Annotated in this window: 15 protein-coding genes; 8 read left to right on the top strand and 7 right to left on the bottom strand. The window is 57.6% G+C overall.

The window, feature by feature from the left end; genetic code table 11:
- Positions 1-11 precede the first annotated feature (11 nt).
- Positions 12-1505, bottom strand: a complete 1494-nt coding sequence (locus AC13RE_RS01505; RefSeq protein ID WP_488561704.1) for a hypothetical protein — start codon at positions 1503-1505, stop codon at positions 12-14.
- Positions 1502-1762 (bottom strand): hypothetical protein, encoded by a 261-nt coding sequence (locus AC13RE_RS01500; protein ID WP_488561703.1) that lies wholly within the window; start codon positions 1760-1762, stop codon positions 1502-1504. The genes AC13RE_RS01505 and AC13RE_RS01500 overlap by 4 nt, the downstream gene beginning before the upstream one ends.
- Positions 1763-2251: 489 nt before the next feature.
- On the opposite strand from AC13RE_RS01500, the gene AC13RE_RS01495 reads away from it, so the two are divergent.
- Positions 2252-2917, top strand: a complete 666-nt coding sequence (locus AC13RE_RS01495) for a DUF4145 domain-containing protein (protein ID WP_488561702.1) — start codon at positions 2252-2254, stop codon at positions 2915-2917.
- 211 nt (positions 2918-3128) lie between these two features.
- Here the strand turns inward: AC13RE_RS01495 and AC13RE_RS01490 are convergent, their stop codons facing one another.
- The 3 genes from AC13RE_RS01490 to AC13RE_RS01480 form a co-directional block, all read right to left on the bottom strand.
- Entirely contained in the window at positions 3129-3881 is a 753-nt protein-coding gene (locus tag AC13RE_RS01490; protein ID WP_488561701.1) for a hypothetical protein, read from the bottom strand.
- A gap of 538 nt (positions 3882-4419) precedes the next feature.
- Positions 4420-5025 (bottom strand): hypothetical protein, encoded by a 606-nt coding sequence (locus AC13RE_RS01485; protein WP_488561700.1) that lies wholly within the window; start codon positions 5023-5025, stop codon positions 4420-4422.
- Positions 5025-6293, bottom strand: coding sequence for a tyrosine-type recombinase/integrase (locus tag AC13RE_RS01480; RefSeq protein WP_488561699.1), 1269 nt, complete (start codon positions 6291-6293; stop codon positions 5025-5027). The genes AC13RE_RS01485 and AC13RE_RS01480 overlap by 1 nt, the downstream gene beginning before the upstream one ends.
- A gap of 264 nt (positions 6294-6557) precedes the next feature.
- Here AC13RE_RS01480 and AC13RE_RS01475 point away from each other — a divergent pair, with 264 nt between their 5' ends.
- The 7 genes from AC13RE_RS01475 (at position 6558) to AC13RE_RS01445 (ending at position 13933) form a co-directional block, all read left to right on the top strand.
- Entirely contained in the window at positions 6558-7181 is a 624-nt protein-coding gene (locus AC13RE_RS01475; RefSeq protein ID WP_488561698.1) for a flavodoxin family protein, read from the top strand.
- Positions 7174-8037 carry a sigma-70 family RNA polymerase sigma factor gene (locus tag AC13RE_RS01470; protein ID WP_488561697.1) on the top strand — a complete coding sequence of 288 codons (864 nt, stop codon included), beginning with the start codon at positions 7174-7176 and terminating at the stop codon, positions 8035-8037. The genes AC13RE_RS01475 and AC13RE_RS01470 overlap by 8 nt, the downstream gene beginning before the upstream one ends.
- A 386-nt stretch (positions 8038-8423) precedes the next feature.
- Complete coding sequence (locus tag AC13RE_RS01465) at positions 8424-9596, top strand: septal ring lytic transglycosylase RlpA family protein (protein WP_488561696.1); 1173 nt, start codon at positions 8424-8426, stop codon at positions 9594-9596.
- A 70-nt stretch (positions 9597-9666) separates the two neighbouring features.
- Positions 9667-10878 (top strand): D-alanyl-D-alanine carboxypeptidase family protein, encoded by a 1212-nt coding sequence (locus AC13RE_RS01460; RefSeq protein WP_488561695.1) that lies wholly within the window; start codon positions 9667-9669, stop codon positions 10876-10878.
- A gap of 153 nt (positions 10879-11031) precedes the next feature.
- A complete protein-coding gene (gene tmk / locus AC13RE_RS01455) occupies positions 11032-11709 on the top strand; it encodes a dTMP kinase (protein ID WP_132716594.1) in 678 nt (225 codons plus the stop codon).
- Positions 11706-12737, top strand: a complete 1032-nt coding sequence (locus tag AC13RE_RS01450; RefSeq protein WP_488561694.1) for a DNA polymerase III subunit delta' — start codon at positions 11706-11708, stop codon at positions 12735-12737. The genes tmk and AC13RE_RS01450 overlap by 4 nt, the downstream gene beginning before the upstream one ends.
- 242 nt (positions 12738-12979) lie before the next feature.
- Positions 12980-13933 (top strand): NmrA/HSCARG family protein, encoded by a 954-nt coding sequence (locus AC13RE_RS01445; protein ID WP_488561693.1) that lies wholly within the window; start codon positions 12980-12982, stop codon positions 13931-13933.
- A 17-nt stretch (positions 13934-13950) separates the two neighbouring features.
- Here the strand turns inward: AC13RE_RS01445 and AC13RE_RS01440 are convergent, their stop codons facing one another.
- Both AC13RE_RS01440 and AC13RE_RS01435 read right to left on the bottom strand, forming a co-directional pair.
- Positions 13951-14871, bottom strand: a complete 921-nt coding sequence (locus tag AC13RE_RS01440; RefSeq protein WP_488561692.1) for a LysR family transcriptional regulator — start codon at positions 14869-14871, stop codon at positions 13951-13953.
- Between the two features lie 123 nt (positions 14872-14994).
- The gene (locus AC13RE_RS01435) at positions 14995-15834 is read right to left on the bottom strand and encodes a sulfite exporter TauE/SafE family protein (protein ID WP_488561691.1); all 840 of its coding nucleotides are present in this window, start codon (positions 15832-15834) and stop codon (positions 14995-14997) included.
- Positions 15835-15961: the final 127 nt, after the last annotated feature.

Raw genomic sequence — 15961 nt, 5'->3', positions numbered from 1 at the left:
AGGGTTTCCTTTCAGTGCCGGACGAATGGTTGAGAAAAATGGGCGCCGGGCATCGAGGCCCGAGCACGGGGCGATACTGCGGAGGCGGCAACCGCTTCGTTGCTGATGACCATGGGTCCCTTTTTGCCGAGAACCTGAAACACAGCTCCGGCAACGGCGTTCGCAACGTCGTCATGAAATGCAGCGCCGGGAGGGTGATCGATGATATCGCGACCGCTGGAGCCAGAGCGCCGCTCTAGCTCAATGAGCTGGTTTGTGGCTCTCTCGTTGTCGAGAAGGCTGATGCGGCCGGAGTTGATGGCGGGCACCATCGCGGCATAGAGTTCGCTCTTGGGCGCGGTGCTGCGCTCGTAGGTGACGCCGTGACGGCTGAAGGGTTCCTTGCACCATTCACCGCCGAAGTTGTCGCCGGTCACCGAATGAATGCCATAGCTCTTCAGCAGGTCGCAGTAGTCCTTGGTAACGGCTTCCGGGCTGTAAGGTGGCTTGCGCTCGCGTAGGACGTCCAGAACAGCCCTGTTGCCATCCTTGTGCGCAATACCCAATGTCATGCTGTCGGAACTGCCACCTGAGGGATCGACAAAGCCAAAGTAGCGGATGCCAGGCTCACGAGGGCGTTCCACCACGCCTACATCAACTGCAGCTTCGACCACTTCGCGGGAGAGCAGCGTCTCAACGTCGGTTCGGAATTTGCCTCCATACTCTGCGCTGGCTGCCGATGCATCGCGCTCGTAGGCTCGATCGATGACGCGCTGGGGGAGGGTGCTGTTAAGCACCTTGGACTCCGCATTGGCGATCAGGATCAGGGGATCACCGTCTGCCTTGAAATCCCTGCGGTAATTCGCCCAAAGCTCTCCACGGCGCGCGTAGGGGCTGCTGATGCATACCAGAGGCCCTTCTGTCGTTGCCAATGCGGGGCGGGCCGCTGCAAGGATTTCCTTGTCAGGGTTTTTGGAACCCTCGATAGACCAAAACGCGATCTCGTCGCAGATGATGGCGATGGCGGTGATCGACCGAATGGTTTTGAAATTGGCCGGTACGATGTTGATATCAACGCGCGTCGAAAGCCTGATTGCGTCCGCGGTCGGCTCACCCTCAAGCAAGGCGCTGAGATCGGGGGAGTGCTGAAGGATGCCAGCAACGTGCATGAACGCTCGGGACGCCTGATAGGTGTTCGCCGCAAGCACGGGAAGCACGGCGCGCTCACCAGGGGCAAGGCAGTCCGTCCAGTCAATGCAGGTTGCCAAATAGGAGCCCAGGACGGCTGCAGCACGCGTCTTGCCACTGCGACGGCCCGCGACTGTCCAGAACTCCTCAACGCGTTCCCGGGGCTCCTGTGTGCGCCCCGTGACGAGGGTGAATAGCTCTCGTTCCTCAGCCGTCAGTGTCTCGCCCATGGAAGCCATCAGCAGAGCACGCCAGATGGCCCAGGACTCGCCGGCAATGGCTTGTCCTAGCAACCTGTCATCGCTAAGGGCTTCGCGCAGGCTGATCAGAACCTTCATGCAGCGACGCCCCTGCGGCTGAAGATATCGGACTGTGTACGGCGCGCCTGTTTACCCTTGGGCTTCCTGAGGGCTGCTAGGGTCCTTGTAACGGCATTGGAAAGACGGGTGATCTCAACTTCGTTGACCGTCTCGCCACGGATCAGGGCAGCCTGTAATTCCTCTGAACGAACCGTGAGCGCTGCCGCCTGTTTCACGAGTGCCTGCTCGGATTCCGAGAGGTTGGAAGCGCCGCCCATTTCATCAGCGAAGGCCATGGCCAAGTCGCGATATCGTCTTGCGGAAGCAGATCGACCGTCAATGCCGTCCAGCAACGCGCTGCCGTTGGATACACGGCTACGAGCGGTTTGCTTCAGGCTTGCGATGTTATTGCTATCCGGCGGCATTTTCAGAAGTCCCTACAACATGGGTACGGACTATGGATATCTCATTTAAATAACAAAAATGCAAATAATTTCAATTGAACGATTAGGAGGATACGTCCTTCACACCCTCCGACAAACGTCAGCAAACGTCAGCAACATGAAAACTTTTTTGTGGACCAAACATTGGCTGGAGCAGAAACAATGTTCTCTAATTCGCTCACGCAACAACGAAACACATCCGACTTGCCGCGGTCTAATGCCGGATGGCGCACAAAAATTCTATGTTTTAGCGCCCGCGTTCCTCCTCTACCCGCTTGTACAAACTGAAAATTCAAGGAATCTGGTTGCATTAGCACTTCGATACAGCTCAGGGGACAGGAAATGAGGCAAACCAATATTCCGTCTGTTGCACCGGCCAATGCCATGCCCATAAGTATTCGCTGCCCATTCTGTCGGCACATGGGCTCATTCTTTGCCATCCACGGTGTCTCTGATGTACGGGAGCACACTCCCGTGCAATCCGCCAATGGCCCCGGACTGTCTGTGAGAGTGTATGGCGTGAGGCGGTGCCCAAATGAAACCTGCAATCGGCTGGTGCTATTTGAGGGAGATAACGACAGCAATAGGATCTACCCACCAGAGGGATTAGATTTTGATGATACCAACGTTCCACAAAACATCGCTGCAAGCTTGGAAGAAGCGCTTAAATGTCACGGCGCTGGCTGCTATCGCGCTTCGGCGTTGCTGGTTCGCCGGACACTTGAGGAGCTATGTGCGGACAAAAGTGCCGCCGGTGACAACCTGAAGAAGCGCATCGAAGCTTTGAAATCAGCCGCCATTATACCCCCTGGTCTTCTGGAGGCTGCGGACGAGCTTCGTGTTCTGGGAAATGACGCCGCCCACATTGAGGCCAAAGACTATGACGCTATAGGCCAGAAAGAGAGCGAGATCGCGATCGAACTCAGCAAGGAACTTTTAAAGGCCGTCTATCAATACGATAATTTGGTCTCGAAACTCAAAGCGCTAAGGAAACAACCAAGCCCATAGAATATTCTAGCGATCTGCACTTGGGCCGAGGGGATGCAATTTGCGCTTCTTGTAGATCACGCAGCTCCTCGTTTTAGAGATATTAGTTCCCCTGATTTGGGAGCTGGTGGCCATATGGGCTCCGCTGCAATCTTCCTGATGAGCGCTGGCATGATGTTGATTACTTCCGCAGAAGGCCTGCCCTCAGCCCACTCGAAAAGATCAAGCTGCTTCATGCCGCACCTATCTCTGTTTCAATGAGGCCTTCGAGATCAAACGGGGTTAAGTTTCCGCCCAGAAGGCTTCGAAGGCATTCGTCCACCTTGGACCTGGGCACATTCAGGCTCGCGAGAAAATCTCTGCCCTCGCTGAGAGATTCCGGGACGGGGTACGGCTTGAACATATCATCTTGGCCCAATGACTGGTTTGAAGTTTTTTCCGTTCCAAAGCCAAATGTTCCTTTTCCTTCTTCTAGGTCCTTCATCTTGTCCTTATCCTTCTCCTTGCTTCGAAGGGGCTTCGAAGGGGCTTCGTGTGAATCGGAATAAGCAAGCTCGAACTCCTCAAGGCACCGCTCCTCGGGGAGATGAAAGGGGAGGCGGTACTTTCCATAAAAACCCAATGTTGTCATACAGATAGGAAGCATGGAAAGCTGTTCGGCAATGCCGCGGACACGCTTATCTTTAGGCGAGAGCTGAGGTGCAATCTGATCCGATGCCATCTCGCAGACCCAAACCAGATCCCTCTCGTAATCGTAAGCACAGATTCCTGCTTGGATGAGGCTTGAAAGCCCCTTCGATGCCCCTTCTATGGGGCATCCGATCTCATGGGCAATATAGGCGACCGGGACGTAGTAGAGGCCCAGCATATTCGCGTGACCGCTGGTCGTCAGGTGGTAGTGAACGGCGATCGCATTCAAGTCACCGCGCACAGACTTTAGGTCGGCTTGCCAGATCCGAGGCGGAATAGAAGCGAACTTCCTCAACCGGAGATCCTCCTAACCTTGTGGCTTTCGGCAATTGCAAGGCACGCCTCTAAGGCGCTCAAGCCGAACATTTTCCGGAGAGCTGGGACAAGGGGAACCGGCCGACCTTCAGGCGGTGTAAAGACAAGAAACTGAGCAGCCTCGCATACTGCATGGCTATGCTCGTGCTCGGGAGGAGCAATTGGGATCTGGGCCATTATGCAGCCCTCGACTTTGACGCGAATTTGGCATCAGGCAGCGATGCCAAATGCTCCTTCACGCTGGTGAAGATAACGAGGGTGCGTCGGCCACTCTTCTTAGCCTGGTAGACACCGCGGCGAAGCTTGTCCTTCACCGTCCATTCAGATTCTGCTGTGTACACGGCAGTATCTGCGATTGAAAGGAACTGAGGTTCAAGTCTTTTAGTATGCATATGCGCGTTCTCCATTGACAACCACGCACAAGCAAGTAGCGATGTATATGATTTTATTGAATTAGTGGATTGTAGTGACAGCGTTTCCACCTGGTGGATTGAAAGATGTGCATTTCCACTAGTCGCCTACCATTTTCGACGCGTTTTGCTGACACGCCCATCTCGAACGGTCTTGAAGTCAACCTGCGATCCTGTCATCGGCACTGATATTGCGGCGATCAGGCGATACGCCGCTTCATTCGTGAGATTCAATTCCCGCGTGCTATAATCGAACACAGCTCCCGCATAGCCGGTCCATCGCTCGACAGGCGCCGAGAGTTCCACAATTGGCTCATGAGGCAAGCCTCGGGCCATAAAGCCATTTATTGCCGATATAAGAGACTCTATTGCCCCCACATCGGCCTTGGCGTCATTGCCGGTCTGAATGCCGACCTGCGTTGCCACCTCGCCGTAGTTGGGATCAGCCGCCCAGTTTGACAAAGATGTGACAATGGCGCGGTGTTCAGCCAAACGTGCTGGGAGCACGCGAAGCATGACTTGAATCGCCTCGACCAACTCCTGATTTTCATTGATCTCTTCGGCCCCATCTTGTCTTAGCGATGCTAATACCCGCAGGTTCTCGAGAAAGACTGCCAGATCGCGAACTTTGCGCGGACCCGGCTTCGGACACTTGCCATGTGTCCTGATAACCTCGTCCAAAACTGCCTGGGTGCGCTCTTGTGTGAAATACATCACGCACTCCTGCGCATCGGAGTAACGTTTGATCCATTAGGCGCTGGCTTGGTGCAATAAGCTGCCCACGCGTCCATAATTGCGATACGCTTCTTGAAAGCGTCGCCTCGGGCGTAGGCGCGCTCTACTTTGTCACCAACGGTGTGACCAAGGGATATCTCGGAAAGCTCCCAGGGAAAGTTTGTGGCTTCCTGTGCCCAGGTTCTGAATGTTGCACGGCAACCGTGGGCGGTCATCGCTCCTTTCCGTTCCATGCGGGCAAGAAGCGCGAGAATAGCGTTGCCGGAGAGGTCTTTCCCTGTAACGTCATTGGGGAAGGCATATTCACTCTCAGCTACTTCACCGCCGATCTCTGATGCCATTGCTCGGGCTTCGTCGAACGCCTGTAGCGCAGCTGGAGATAGAGGCACCTTGTGGGGCTTGCCCGTCTTGCTGAAAGAGGGGATGGTCCAAACGCGTGCCTTGCGGTCGATATCGGAAACCTTGGCATTCCGCACATCCGCTGTTCTGACGCATGTTGTGATAAGAAAGCGCAAGGCCAGCGAAGCCATACCCTTACGATTGAGAAGCTCCGAGAAAAAGGCGGGCATTTCCTGCCAAGAGAGTGCCAGTTGATTTCTGGTTGGCTTGATCTTTTCTTTGGATGCTAGAAGATTATCCAGGTGCCCGCGCCACCGTGCTGGGTTCTCTCCGCTACGGTAGCCACTGACCGTTGCCCACCCAAGGATGGATTCAATACGGCCACGGACGCGGCTAGCCGTCTCGGTTTTAGTCGACCAAATGGGTTCAATCACCTTCATTACGTGCGCAGTCGTGATGTCTGCCACAGACATTTTACCGAGCACGGGATCGGCATAGGTTTTGATTGTGCTGGACCACTGCTTGGCATGGATCGGATTTTTCCAGCTTGGCCGATGTTGTCGAATATAAGCCTCTGCAGCCTCGGCAAAAGTCATGGTCTTTTTCAGTGCGGCCAGATTTTGAGCAACCTTGCTGTTGCGCTCCTCGATCGGGTCTTTTCCCTCCCGTACAAGGTTGCGATATTGCCGAGCCAGTTCTCTCGCTTCGGATAGGGAAACATCATTTGCCGAGCCCATCCCCATATCACGAGGCTTCATTCCTGGCATCTGATACCGGAAGATCCAAGACTGTCGTCGTGCACCATCCTTGCTTTCCGTTACCTGAAGATAGAGGTTTCCCCCATCCGCATGGAGGCCAGGCTTCTTGCTCCTGAAGCTTGCTGGCAGGCGATGAATGGCTCTAGTCATGATGCGGTTCCCATGTCCGTACCCATGTTCTTCAAGCAACGCGTACCACCTTCTGCAACCGAAGACAACTATCATTCATGAAAAAAATCATTTTAAAACAACGATTACAACCGTCAACAACCGCTAGAAACAGTTAGTAGGACAGACACCTCTTCCGCCAAAGGGCCTTCCCAATTTTTGCGTTCTCGTAAAATCCAGGCACGTCACAATCCGCGCCCGTGCCTTGTCATGTCCTTCGCAACACTAAATTCGAAGGAGATGACAATGATCCGGCAGGGCATCGCAATCGTGTATCATAGCGGCTACGGACATACCGGTAGACAGGCCGAGGCCGTCAGGGCAGGGGTCGAAGAGGTTGGTGGGGCGGAAGCGATACTATTGACCGTGGACAGGGTGGAGCGCCACTGGGATGATCTCAATGCGGCGCAGGCCATCATCTTTGGCTCGCCGACCTATATGGGAGCGGTCTCCGCGCCATTCAAAGCATTCCAGGAAGCGACGTCGAAGACCGTTCTTGCGAGGGGCTATTTGTGGAGGGACAAGATCGCGGCTGGTTTCACTACCTCGGGGTCACGATCCGGTGACAAGCTTTCGACGCTGATGCAGATGGTAATCTTCGCAGCCCAGCATGGAATGCATTGGGTCGGTCTCGATCTGCCGCCGGCCAATTGCTCTTCGACGGGCTCGGAAGAAGACATGAACCGCCTCGGCTTCTGGCTTGGTGCGGCAGCGCAGGCGAATACGGACGAAGGTCCGGAGACTGCGCCGCCCGCATCCGATCTCGCCACAGCCCGCCATCTTGGCCGGCGGGTGGCGCTGACGGCGCTGCAGTTTGCCCGTGGCCGCGAGGCCAATCCATTCGCGCGCGAGTTTGCTGCCAATGAATGAGGTTACGTCCGACCCGATCTTCTCCGAGCTGCGTCCGCGCCTTGTCAGGCTTGCCTATAGAATGCTCGGATCGGTCGCGGATGCCGAGGATATCGTACAGGATAGCTGGCTGCGCTGGATGGCAACCGATCGCGCCTCGGTCCGAGAACCGGCGGCATTCCTGCGGACTATCGTTACCCGGCTTTGCCTGAACGAGTTGAAATCGGCCCGCCGCCGCCGGGAATCCTATGTGGGTTCCTGGTTGCCCGAGCCGATCTTCGATCCGGAGGACGGCGATGCCGCTGACGACATAACCATGCCGCTGATGTTGGCGCTAGAGCGTCTTTCGCCTTTGGAGCGGGCCGCCTTTCTCCTGCATGACGTGTTCGGCATGGATTTCGACGACGTCTCGCTGGCGATCGGTCGCGAAACGGCCGCCTGCCGCAAGCTTGCAAGCCGGGCGCGGGCGCATATCACCGAGGCCCGGCCGCGCTTCGCCATCGGCAAGGAAGAGGGGCTCAAGCTTGCCACGGCCTTCTTTACTGCGTCGAGAACGGGTGACATGGCCTCTCTTCAAGCGCTGCTTTCGGAGGATGTCATTGTCTATGCCGACGGCGGCGGCAAGGTGCCGACATCGCAGCGACCACATATCGGGCTTCCTGCCACCATGCGGCTTCATGAGCAGCTGGCACAAATCTTCCGGGCACAGCCCTCGCAACTGATCCACTATGCGATCATCGATGGCTTGCCAGGCTTCGTGACGATAGAGGGCGGCAACATCGCGCAGACCACTTCGCTGCAGATCGAGCGGAAAAAAGTCGTCGCCATCTATTGCACCCGCAACCCGGACAAGCTGAAGCACGTTATCGGGCGGTAGAGTCGGCGGCATCTATCGCGACGAACTACTGATGCGACTTGATACAAGCACTTGAAAGAACTGCTCCAAATCTGTCCATCAAAATCCCAGCGCAATCCCAAACCGAGTGCAACTGTTGCAATCCGGACCGACGCGTGGCGATCAGAAAGCAGTCCACTACCGGAGCGAAACAGTTTTGAACGAGACTACTTGAAGCCGGCATTGCTTTACTGAGCATTAACCATGATCTTCGGAATTTCTTCGGTGCGCTCAATTTGCATCGCAAAATGGACAAACTGCAATCATGATTAAAGCACCGTTAGGTGATTGGAGCGTAGCAGGATACCGGAACGAGGGACTACCGGTAGCGGACCTCCGTCAAAGTAATGAGTAGCGGCTTGGGACAGATGACATTCGAAAATCGTGCGGTGACATACACAACGGCCATGCGTTGGTTTGCTCTCTCACTGATGTGCGCAACCATCACGGCCTGCGGAACGACGCAGAAAGCGCCTAGCAAGCGCCAGCACGGCAAGGAATATTTCTCCGAGAAGGAATATGGCGTGAAGGCGAGCCCTCGCGTCGTCAATAACGGCCCGGTGCCGAAGGGCGGCGGCCGCTTCATGGTCGGCAATCCCTATCAGGTGAAAGGCAAGTGGTATTACCCCAAGGAAGATTTCGGCTATAACAAGGTCGGCGTCGCCTCCTGGTATGGTTCGGCCTTTCACGGCCGCCTGACCGCCAACGGCGAAGTCTACGACCAGCAGTCGCTGACCGCCGCCCATCCGACTTTCCCGCTGCCGAGTTATGCCCGCGTCACCAACGTCGAGACCGGCTCCTCCATTATCGTTCGCGTCAACGATCGCGGCCCATACCATCCCGGCCGCATCATCGACCTTTCGAACAAGACGGCACAGCTGCTCGACCTCCAGCACAGCGGCACCGGCGACGTACGCGTGCAATATGTCGGCCGTGCCCGCATGGACGGTCATGACGAACCCTATCTGATGGCTTCCTACATCCCGAAGGGATCGCGTCTGCCCGGCATCAACCCGGGTGGCCAGATCGCAACCGGTGTGATGGTGGCCTCTGCCGGCCGGATGACTGCCGATCAGCTGCCGGATTCGTATACCCCTACGCCGACGCGCCCCAGCCGCCAGGTGCGCAGCTTTGATGCCGCGCCGGCGATCGCACCCGTCCCACGCCAGTCGCCCTATTCGGCAACGGCCTTCGCCGATGCGCCGAAGCCGGCATACAATGGCGACAAGCGCAACAATCCGCCGCCGATGACCTGGAACGGCGGCGCCTTGCCTGCCGCCGAGAGCGCCGAACCGGCCATGATCGTTCTGCCGCAAATCGGGCCGATTCCCCGTGAGCGACCGGATTTCACGCCCCGACTGGCGAGCATTGACGGTCAATCGATCGGTTCGACTGTCGCCGCCTATCAGAATGCGCCGGTCAAAACAGTTTATGTCGACCTCGCTTTCGATGCCGTCATGGTTCGTAACGACGGCCTCACGCAGGAATCGATTCTCTCGTCCTATCGCCGCCAGCATCAGGGTACGACGCAGGTCGATTGATCGACGTCATTGCCTGAATCTTAACCCGTCACTAAAATAATCGTGCCGGTGGTCGGATGAAGGGGACGATATGCCAAAGCGCTTGATTCTTTTGTTCCTTCTTCTCCTCGGGTTCGCGAATGTCACGGCCTTCGCGCAGCCGGCCGCGCCAGGTGCTTTCGACACGAAAGCCGCGCAGGCATTCATGATCGAGGCGTCGACCGGTACTATCCTGCTTGCCAAAAACGAGGATCAGCTGATTTCGCCCGCGTCGCTTGCGAAACTGATGACGCTGGATATCGTTTTCGATGCGATCGGGCGAGGGGAGATCAATCTCGATACCGAATATCCCGTCTCGGAAAATGCTTGGCGAACGGGCGGCGCTCCCTCGCGCGCATCGACAATGTTCGCAGCCCTGAAATCGCGCATCCGCGTCGGTGATCTGATTCAGGGTGTTGCCGTGCAGCAGGCAAACGACGCCTGCATCGTTCTAGCGGAAGGCATGTCTGTCAGCGAACGCGAATTCGCCCGTCGCATGACGGCGCGCGCAAGGGAGATCGGCATGTCCCGGTCCACCTTCACCAATTCCACCGGACTGCCCGATGCCAACGATCCCAATGCCGGCGGCAAGGTTTCCGCGCGAGAGATGGTCATGCTGGCTCAGGACCTGCAGGAAAAGCACCCGGATCTCTACAAGTATTTCGGGCAGGCCGACTTTACCTGGAATAAGATCTATCAGCGCAACAAGAACCCGATGCTTCTGCTCAATATCGGCGTGGATGGTTTGGGGCTTGGCTTTGCCGAAGGGGAAGGCTTCTCGATCGTAGCGTCCATTCAGCGCGACGGCCGCCGGCTGTTCCTGGCACTCGGAGGGTTGAAGAGCGACAAGGAGCGCATCGAGGAGACGCGACGCGTCCTCGAATGGGGGCTCAGCAATTTCAAGAGCCAGCGTATCTTCGCCGATGGCGAAGTGATTGGCGATGCCAGTGTCTATGGCGGCGCCGCATCGACCGTCGGCCTGCGGGCTAAGATACCCGTCGATATATACGTCCCTGTGGACACGCCGGACCGGCTATCTGCTCGCATCGTCTATCGCTGGCCGCTGACGGCGCCGGTGGCTGCGGATTATGAAGCCGGAACTCTCCGCGTCTTTCTGGGCGCGCGTCTGCTACGAGAGCTGCCACTCTATACGAAGGAATCGGTCGAGCGGGGCACATTGGGTCGCCGCGCTTTCGATGCCTTCATGGAACTGACGGAATCACTGCTGTTCTCCTGGCTGTGGGACAAGCCTTTGCCGACGTGAGTGGGCCGCAAGGCTCGCGAAATCTCTGTTCACACCCCATATAGAGTGGCGGAGACCGGGACATGCACGGTTCCACCTGGACATGTCTTGGGTTAAACAGAATGCGTATCGCACGCCGCACGAATGGCACGCGAAAAGTGCAGGACATGATCATTGGCTGATGCAAACGGATTATTCGTAAGCTTCGAAGGCGGCGAGGGGGCTGGCAAATCCACCCAGATTCGCCGGCTGGCTGAGCGGTTGCGCGAGCGTGGCCACGAGGTTCTGGTAACGCGTGAACCCGGAGGCTCGCCAGGAGCGGAAGCGGTACGGCACGTCCTGCTTTCGGGTGCTGCGGAAACCTTCGGCACGCGCATGGAGGCGATCCTCTTCGCTGCTGCCCGCAACGATCATGTCGAGGACGTCATTCGTCCGGCACTTTCGCGCGGCACCATCGTCCTTTGCGATCGGTTCATGGATTCCTCGCGCGTCTATCAGGGTGTGACGGGCAATCTCGAGCCTGACTATATCGAGGCTCTACAGAGGGTTGCCGTCAACGGCGTCATTCCGCATTGCACCCTGATTCTCGACATTCCCGCCGAAGTCGGTCTGGAGCGCGCACGCAAGCGCGCCTCCGCAGTGGCCGCACCCGATCGCTTCGAGAAGGAAGAGATGCAGACCCACGAGAAGCGCCGCGAGGCGTTCCTCGATATCGCCGCCCGCGAGCCCGAGCGTTGCCACGTCATCGACGCCCTGAAGCCGGAAGACGATATCGCCGCCGAAATTGCCGGGATCGTCGACAAGCGGCTCGGCGCTGCCAATATCGTCGCCAGATCGGAAGCCGCGCAATGAGCGACGAGCGACCGGGTGTCCTCGACGGCGCCATTCCTCCGCAGGACAATACGAAGCTGTTCGGCCATCAAGAAGCCGAAGCCTTCCTCGCTCAATCCTATCGCTCCGGCAAGGGGCATCATGCCATGCTGATCGAAGGCCCCGAAGGCATCGGTAAGGCGACCCTTGCCTTCCGTTTCGCCAATCACGTCCTCTCGCATCCCGATCCGGCTTCCGCGCCGGAGACGATCGGCGATCCCGATCCGGCATCGGTCGTCAGCCGGCAAATTTCCGGCGGAGCATCGCATAATCTGCTGCATTTGAGCCGGCCGGTCGACGACAAGACCGGCAAGATGAAATCCGCGATCACCGTCGACGAAGTGCGTCGCGCCGGAAAATTCTTCTCGCAGACCTCAGGCACGGGCAACTGGCGCATCGTCATTATCGATCCCGCTGACGATCTCAACCGAAGCGCGGCCAACGCCATCCTGAAAATCCTCGAGGAGCCGCCGAAGCGCGCTTTGTTCCTCGTGCTGTCGCATGCGCCAGGCCGGCTTTTGCCGACGATACGCTCGCGCTGTCTGCCTCTGAGGCTCGCGCCGCTCGAAAACGAGCCTCTGCGCCAGGCGCTCGAAAATCTTGGCGTGCCGGCGGGGCAGGGGAACGACGTGCTTTCAGCAGCCAAAGGCAGCGTCAGCGAGGCGCTCAAGCTCCTGAACTATGGCGGCGGCGAGATCATCGAAGCTTACCGCCAGGTGCTTTCGGCAGACGGACCTGCGGCACGCAAGGCAATGCATCGGCTCGCTGACGCGCTTTCCGGCAAGGACAGCGACACGATCTTCGGCTTCTTCCTGTCGCATATCGGCGACGATATCATCGAGCGAGCCCGCGCCGCCGCGCTTGACGGCTCCATTTCGACGGCCGAAAGGCTGGCACGCTTGCATTCCGAGACGACAGAGCGGCTGAACGTGTCGCAAGCCTATAATCTCGATCGTAAGCAGACCCTCATTACCATTCTCGGTGAGCTCAAACAGCAGCTTTCGGCCTAGCTTCCCCATGCAATTTCCGGGAATGAAAACTCGCTGCATTCCTCAGTTTTGCGGCAAGAGATGCATGCGGATCATCACGGCGATATATCCAAAAAACGGCATGATGTAATTCATTACCAGCGTGTAGTGCAGCGCGATGCGGCCCCCTACCTTCATGGTCAGACCGTATCTTAGTTGAAGTGATCGGTCTCATTTGAAGGTGCCGCAGCTCTTCGGCTGTGGAATTGGATTGGAGACTAACCGTGACAATACATGACAAACCGTTGATCGCGATTGTCGGTGCGACGAGCAAGCAAGGGCGAAGCGTGGCGACGACGCTGCTTCAAAGTCAACGCTTCCGCGTCCGTGCGCTTACTCGGAGCAAGGATTCGCCCTCAGCGCGCGCGCTGCGGGCGTTAGGAGCGGAAATCGTGACGGTGCCGCTCGAACTCGGCCGGACAAAGGAACTCGTGGGTGCTTTCGAGGGCGCTGCCGGCGCCTTCCTGATGACGCCTCCCATCGCGCCGCCAGACACGAGTGAGGCGCCGCTTGGCCGGCAATTGGCCGATGCTGCCGTGGAGGCCGGGGTCGGCCATGTGGTCTTCAGCACGCTGGAGAATGTCGAAAAGATCACAGGCGGGACGAAATATGCGCCGCACTTCACCGACAAGGCAAAGGTTGCCGATTATATACGCGGACTTCCGGTCTCGCACTCCTTCGTCATGCTCGCGTTCTTCTACACCAACCTGCTCGAATATTATGTTCCTCGTTATGATGGCGACACGCTCCTATTGCCGATCTATCTGCCGGAAGACTTCGCCGCACCTTTCGTCGATCCGTTGACGGCCACCGGTCCTGTCGTTCTTGAGATCTTCTCCCACCCTGAACGCTACAACGGAAAGACGCTTCCGATCGTGGGCGATATCATTTCACCGCGTGAAATGGTCGATACCTTCCGGCGCGTAACGGGTCTGAAAGCCGAATATCGGAACGCCTTTTCCAGGGGCGGCCTCCTGCGGTATTTTCCGGAATTCGCCGCCAACGAGCTGCTCGTTCGCGAGATTTTGGGGATGGTCGAATATGCCGTCGAATATGGCTATTTCAGCGGAGAACATGATCTCGGCTGGAGTCGCCGCTTGGATCCAGACACATTGAACTGGGAGCAATTTTTGCGAACCACCGGCTGGCGCGGTGAAAAGCGAGCGTTCGGACTTTGAGGCCGATTGCCTGTCTCTCAGTTAGGAGCGATGCCCGGCAGCTTCGTTAACTCGGTGACGAGAAAATCGACCAATAACCGCACGCGAGCGACGCCTGCTCGTTCGGGCACGACGAGCAGGCTGACGGGAACCGCCTCAAGGTCGCACTCGTCAAACAGAACTTCGAGCGTACCGGCATCGAGCAGATCCTGGACCAGCCAGAGGTGAGCGGGACCGATGCCGCGGCCGGCGGCCAGAGCAGCTCGAGCAGCGAGGCCGTGATCGACCCGCAGCATTCCGCTCACAGGAACCACCAGACGCATCCCATCCGGAGCAAACAGAACAAGCTGATCGCTTCCGGCAATGTTGGACATTACCACGCTATCGTGTTGCGCGAGGTCGGCGGGACGTGTGGGCCGCCCCTTGCGGCGAAAATAATCGGGAGAACCCACGAGCCTTCGATGGCTTTTTCCGATGGAAACGAGCTTCATGGCGTCATCGGCGATCGGCCCCAGCCGCAAAGCGATATCAATCCCCTCCCGGGCAAGATCGATGCGCTCATCCGTGAGATTAAGATCTATCCCGATCTCCGGATATCGGTCTTGAAAATCGAAAATCATCCGCGTGACGTGCATGACGCCGAGAGCGGCAGTGCAGGATAGGCGAACCGCACCTGCCGGCGACCGCCGCGCATTTCTTGCTTCTTCGGTAGCCTGCTCTACAAGCCGCAGAATCTGCAGGCAGTTTGCATAGTAGCGGCTCCCTTCCTCGGTGAGCGTGACGCGGCGTGTGGTCCTTCCGAGAAGAGGAACTCCGACGGCCGCCTCCAACTCATTGATATGGCGGGTTACCGTCGATTGACCAAGGCCAAGCTCTCGCGCAGCAGCCGACAAACTACCACGTTCTACAACCCGGACGAATGTCCGCATCCGATCCAGGGAAAGGCCTTGATCATCCATTTTTTGGCGAAATCAGGTTCATTACCCCTTATAAATTGATCAATCGCCTTTGGCTACGGCAACCCTTCCAAGGGGGCTGCATGATCGTACCGGCTATCAATCCGGCATTATGTTCAGGGCGACCTAGGGTAAGATCAGCTTCCAGGCAACGATCGTGAGCGTCACGGCAAGTATGATGCGCACGGACCGCTCATGCAGGCGAGGCGCGAGCAGGCTACCGGCGACGATACCTGGAATTGACCCCACCAACAGGGCGAACAGCATCGCCCAGTTGATCTCGCCGATGAACCAATAGCCCATGCCGCCGATCAAAGTCAGCGGCACGGCATGGACGATGTCGGAGCCGACGATTTCGCGTACGTCGGTCTGCGGATAGAGCACCAGCAGAACGGTGACACCGAGCGCGCCGGCGCCGACCGAGGTCATCGTGACGAGAATACCGAGCATAAGGCCGAGGATGACTGTGAGCAGAGCAATGTTGCGCGGCGATATCGTTCCGCGCTCGCCGCGCCATTTGCGGATGGCCTCGAGGATCTGGCCACGGAAAATCAGCATCAGCGCCGTCAAAAGCAAAAGACAGCCCAATGACAGGGTGATGGAATGAGCAACGGCGGGGCTCTCGCGATTGACGCCGGCCATGATCCAGAGCATGGCGAGCGCCGCCGGAACGCTGCCTGACGCCAAGAGGCTCACAACCTTCCAATTGACGCGTCCGTGCATGCCGTGCACGGCCGTTCCCGCCGTCTTGGTGATGGCGGCATAGAGCAGATCCGTGCCAACGGCCGTTGCCGGATGGACGCCGAAGAGAAGTACGAGCAGGGGGGTCATCAGCGAACCGCCGCCAACCCCTGTAATGCCCACGAGCATGCCGACGAAAAAGCCGGAAAAGGAATAAAGCGGCTGAAAGGAATCGATCAAACTCAAACTCACGGCCTCTTGAAGCCGTTTGGCAGACCAATACATAAAACGATGAAATCCACGGCGACGTCTGTCCTGCGTTCCACTCTCCCGAAGGGGTAAAGGCGAGGCGGAGTCGAGTCAAGCAAAGCGCCATCCTGAAGTTCCGAATGCTGCGCGCGCGAAACTTGGT

The sequence above is a fragment of the Martinezella sp. CNPSo 3959 genome, from assembly GCF_057784355.1.
The sequence above is the reverse complement of the archived record's forward strand: the minus strand, read 5'-3'. Positions and strand labels throughout refer to the sequence as shown.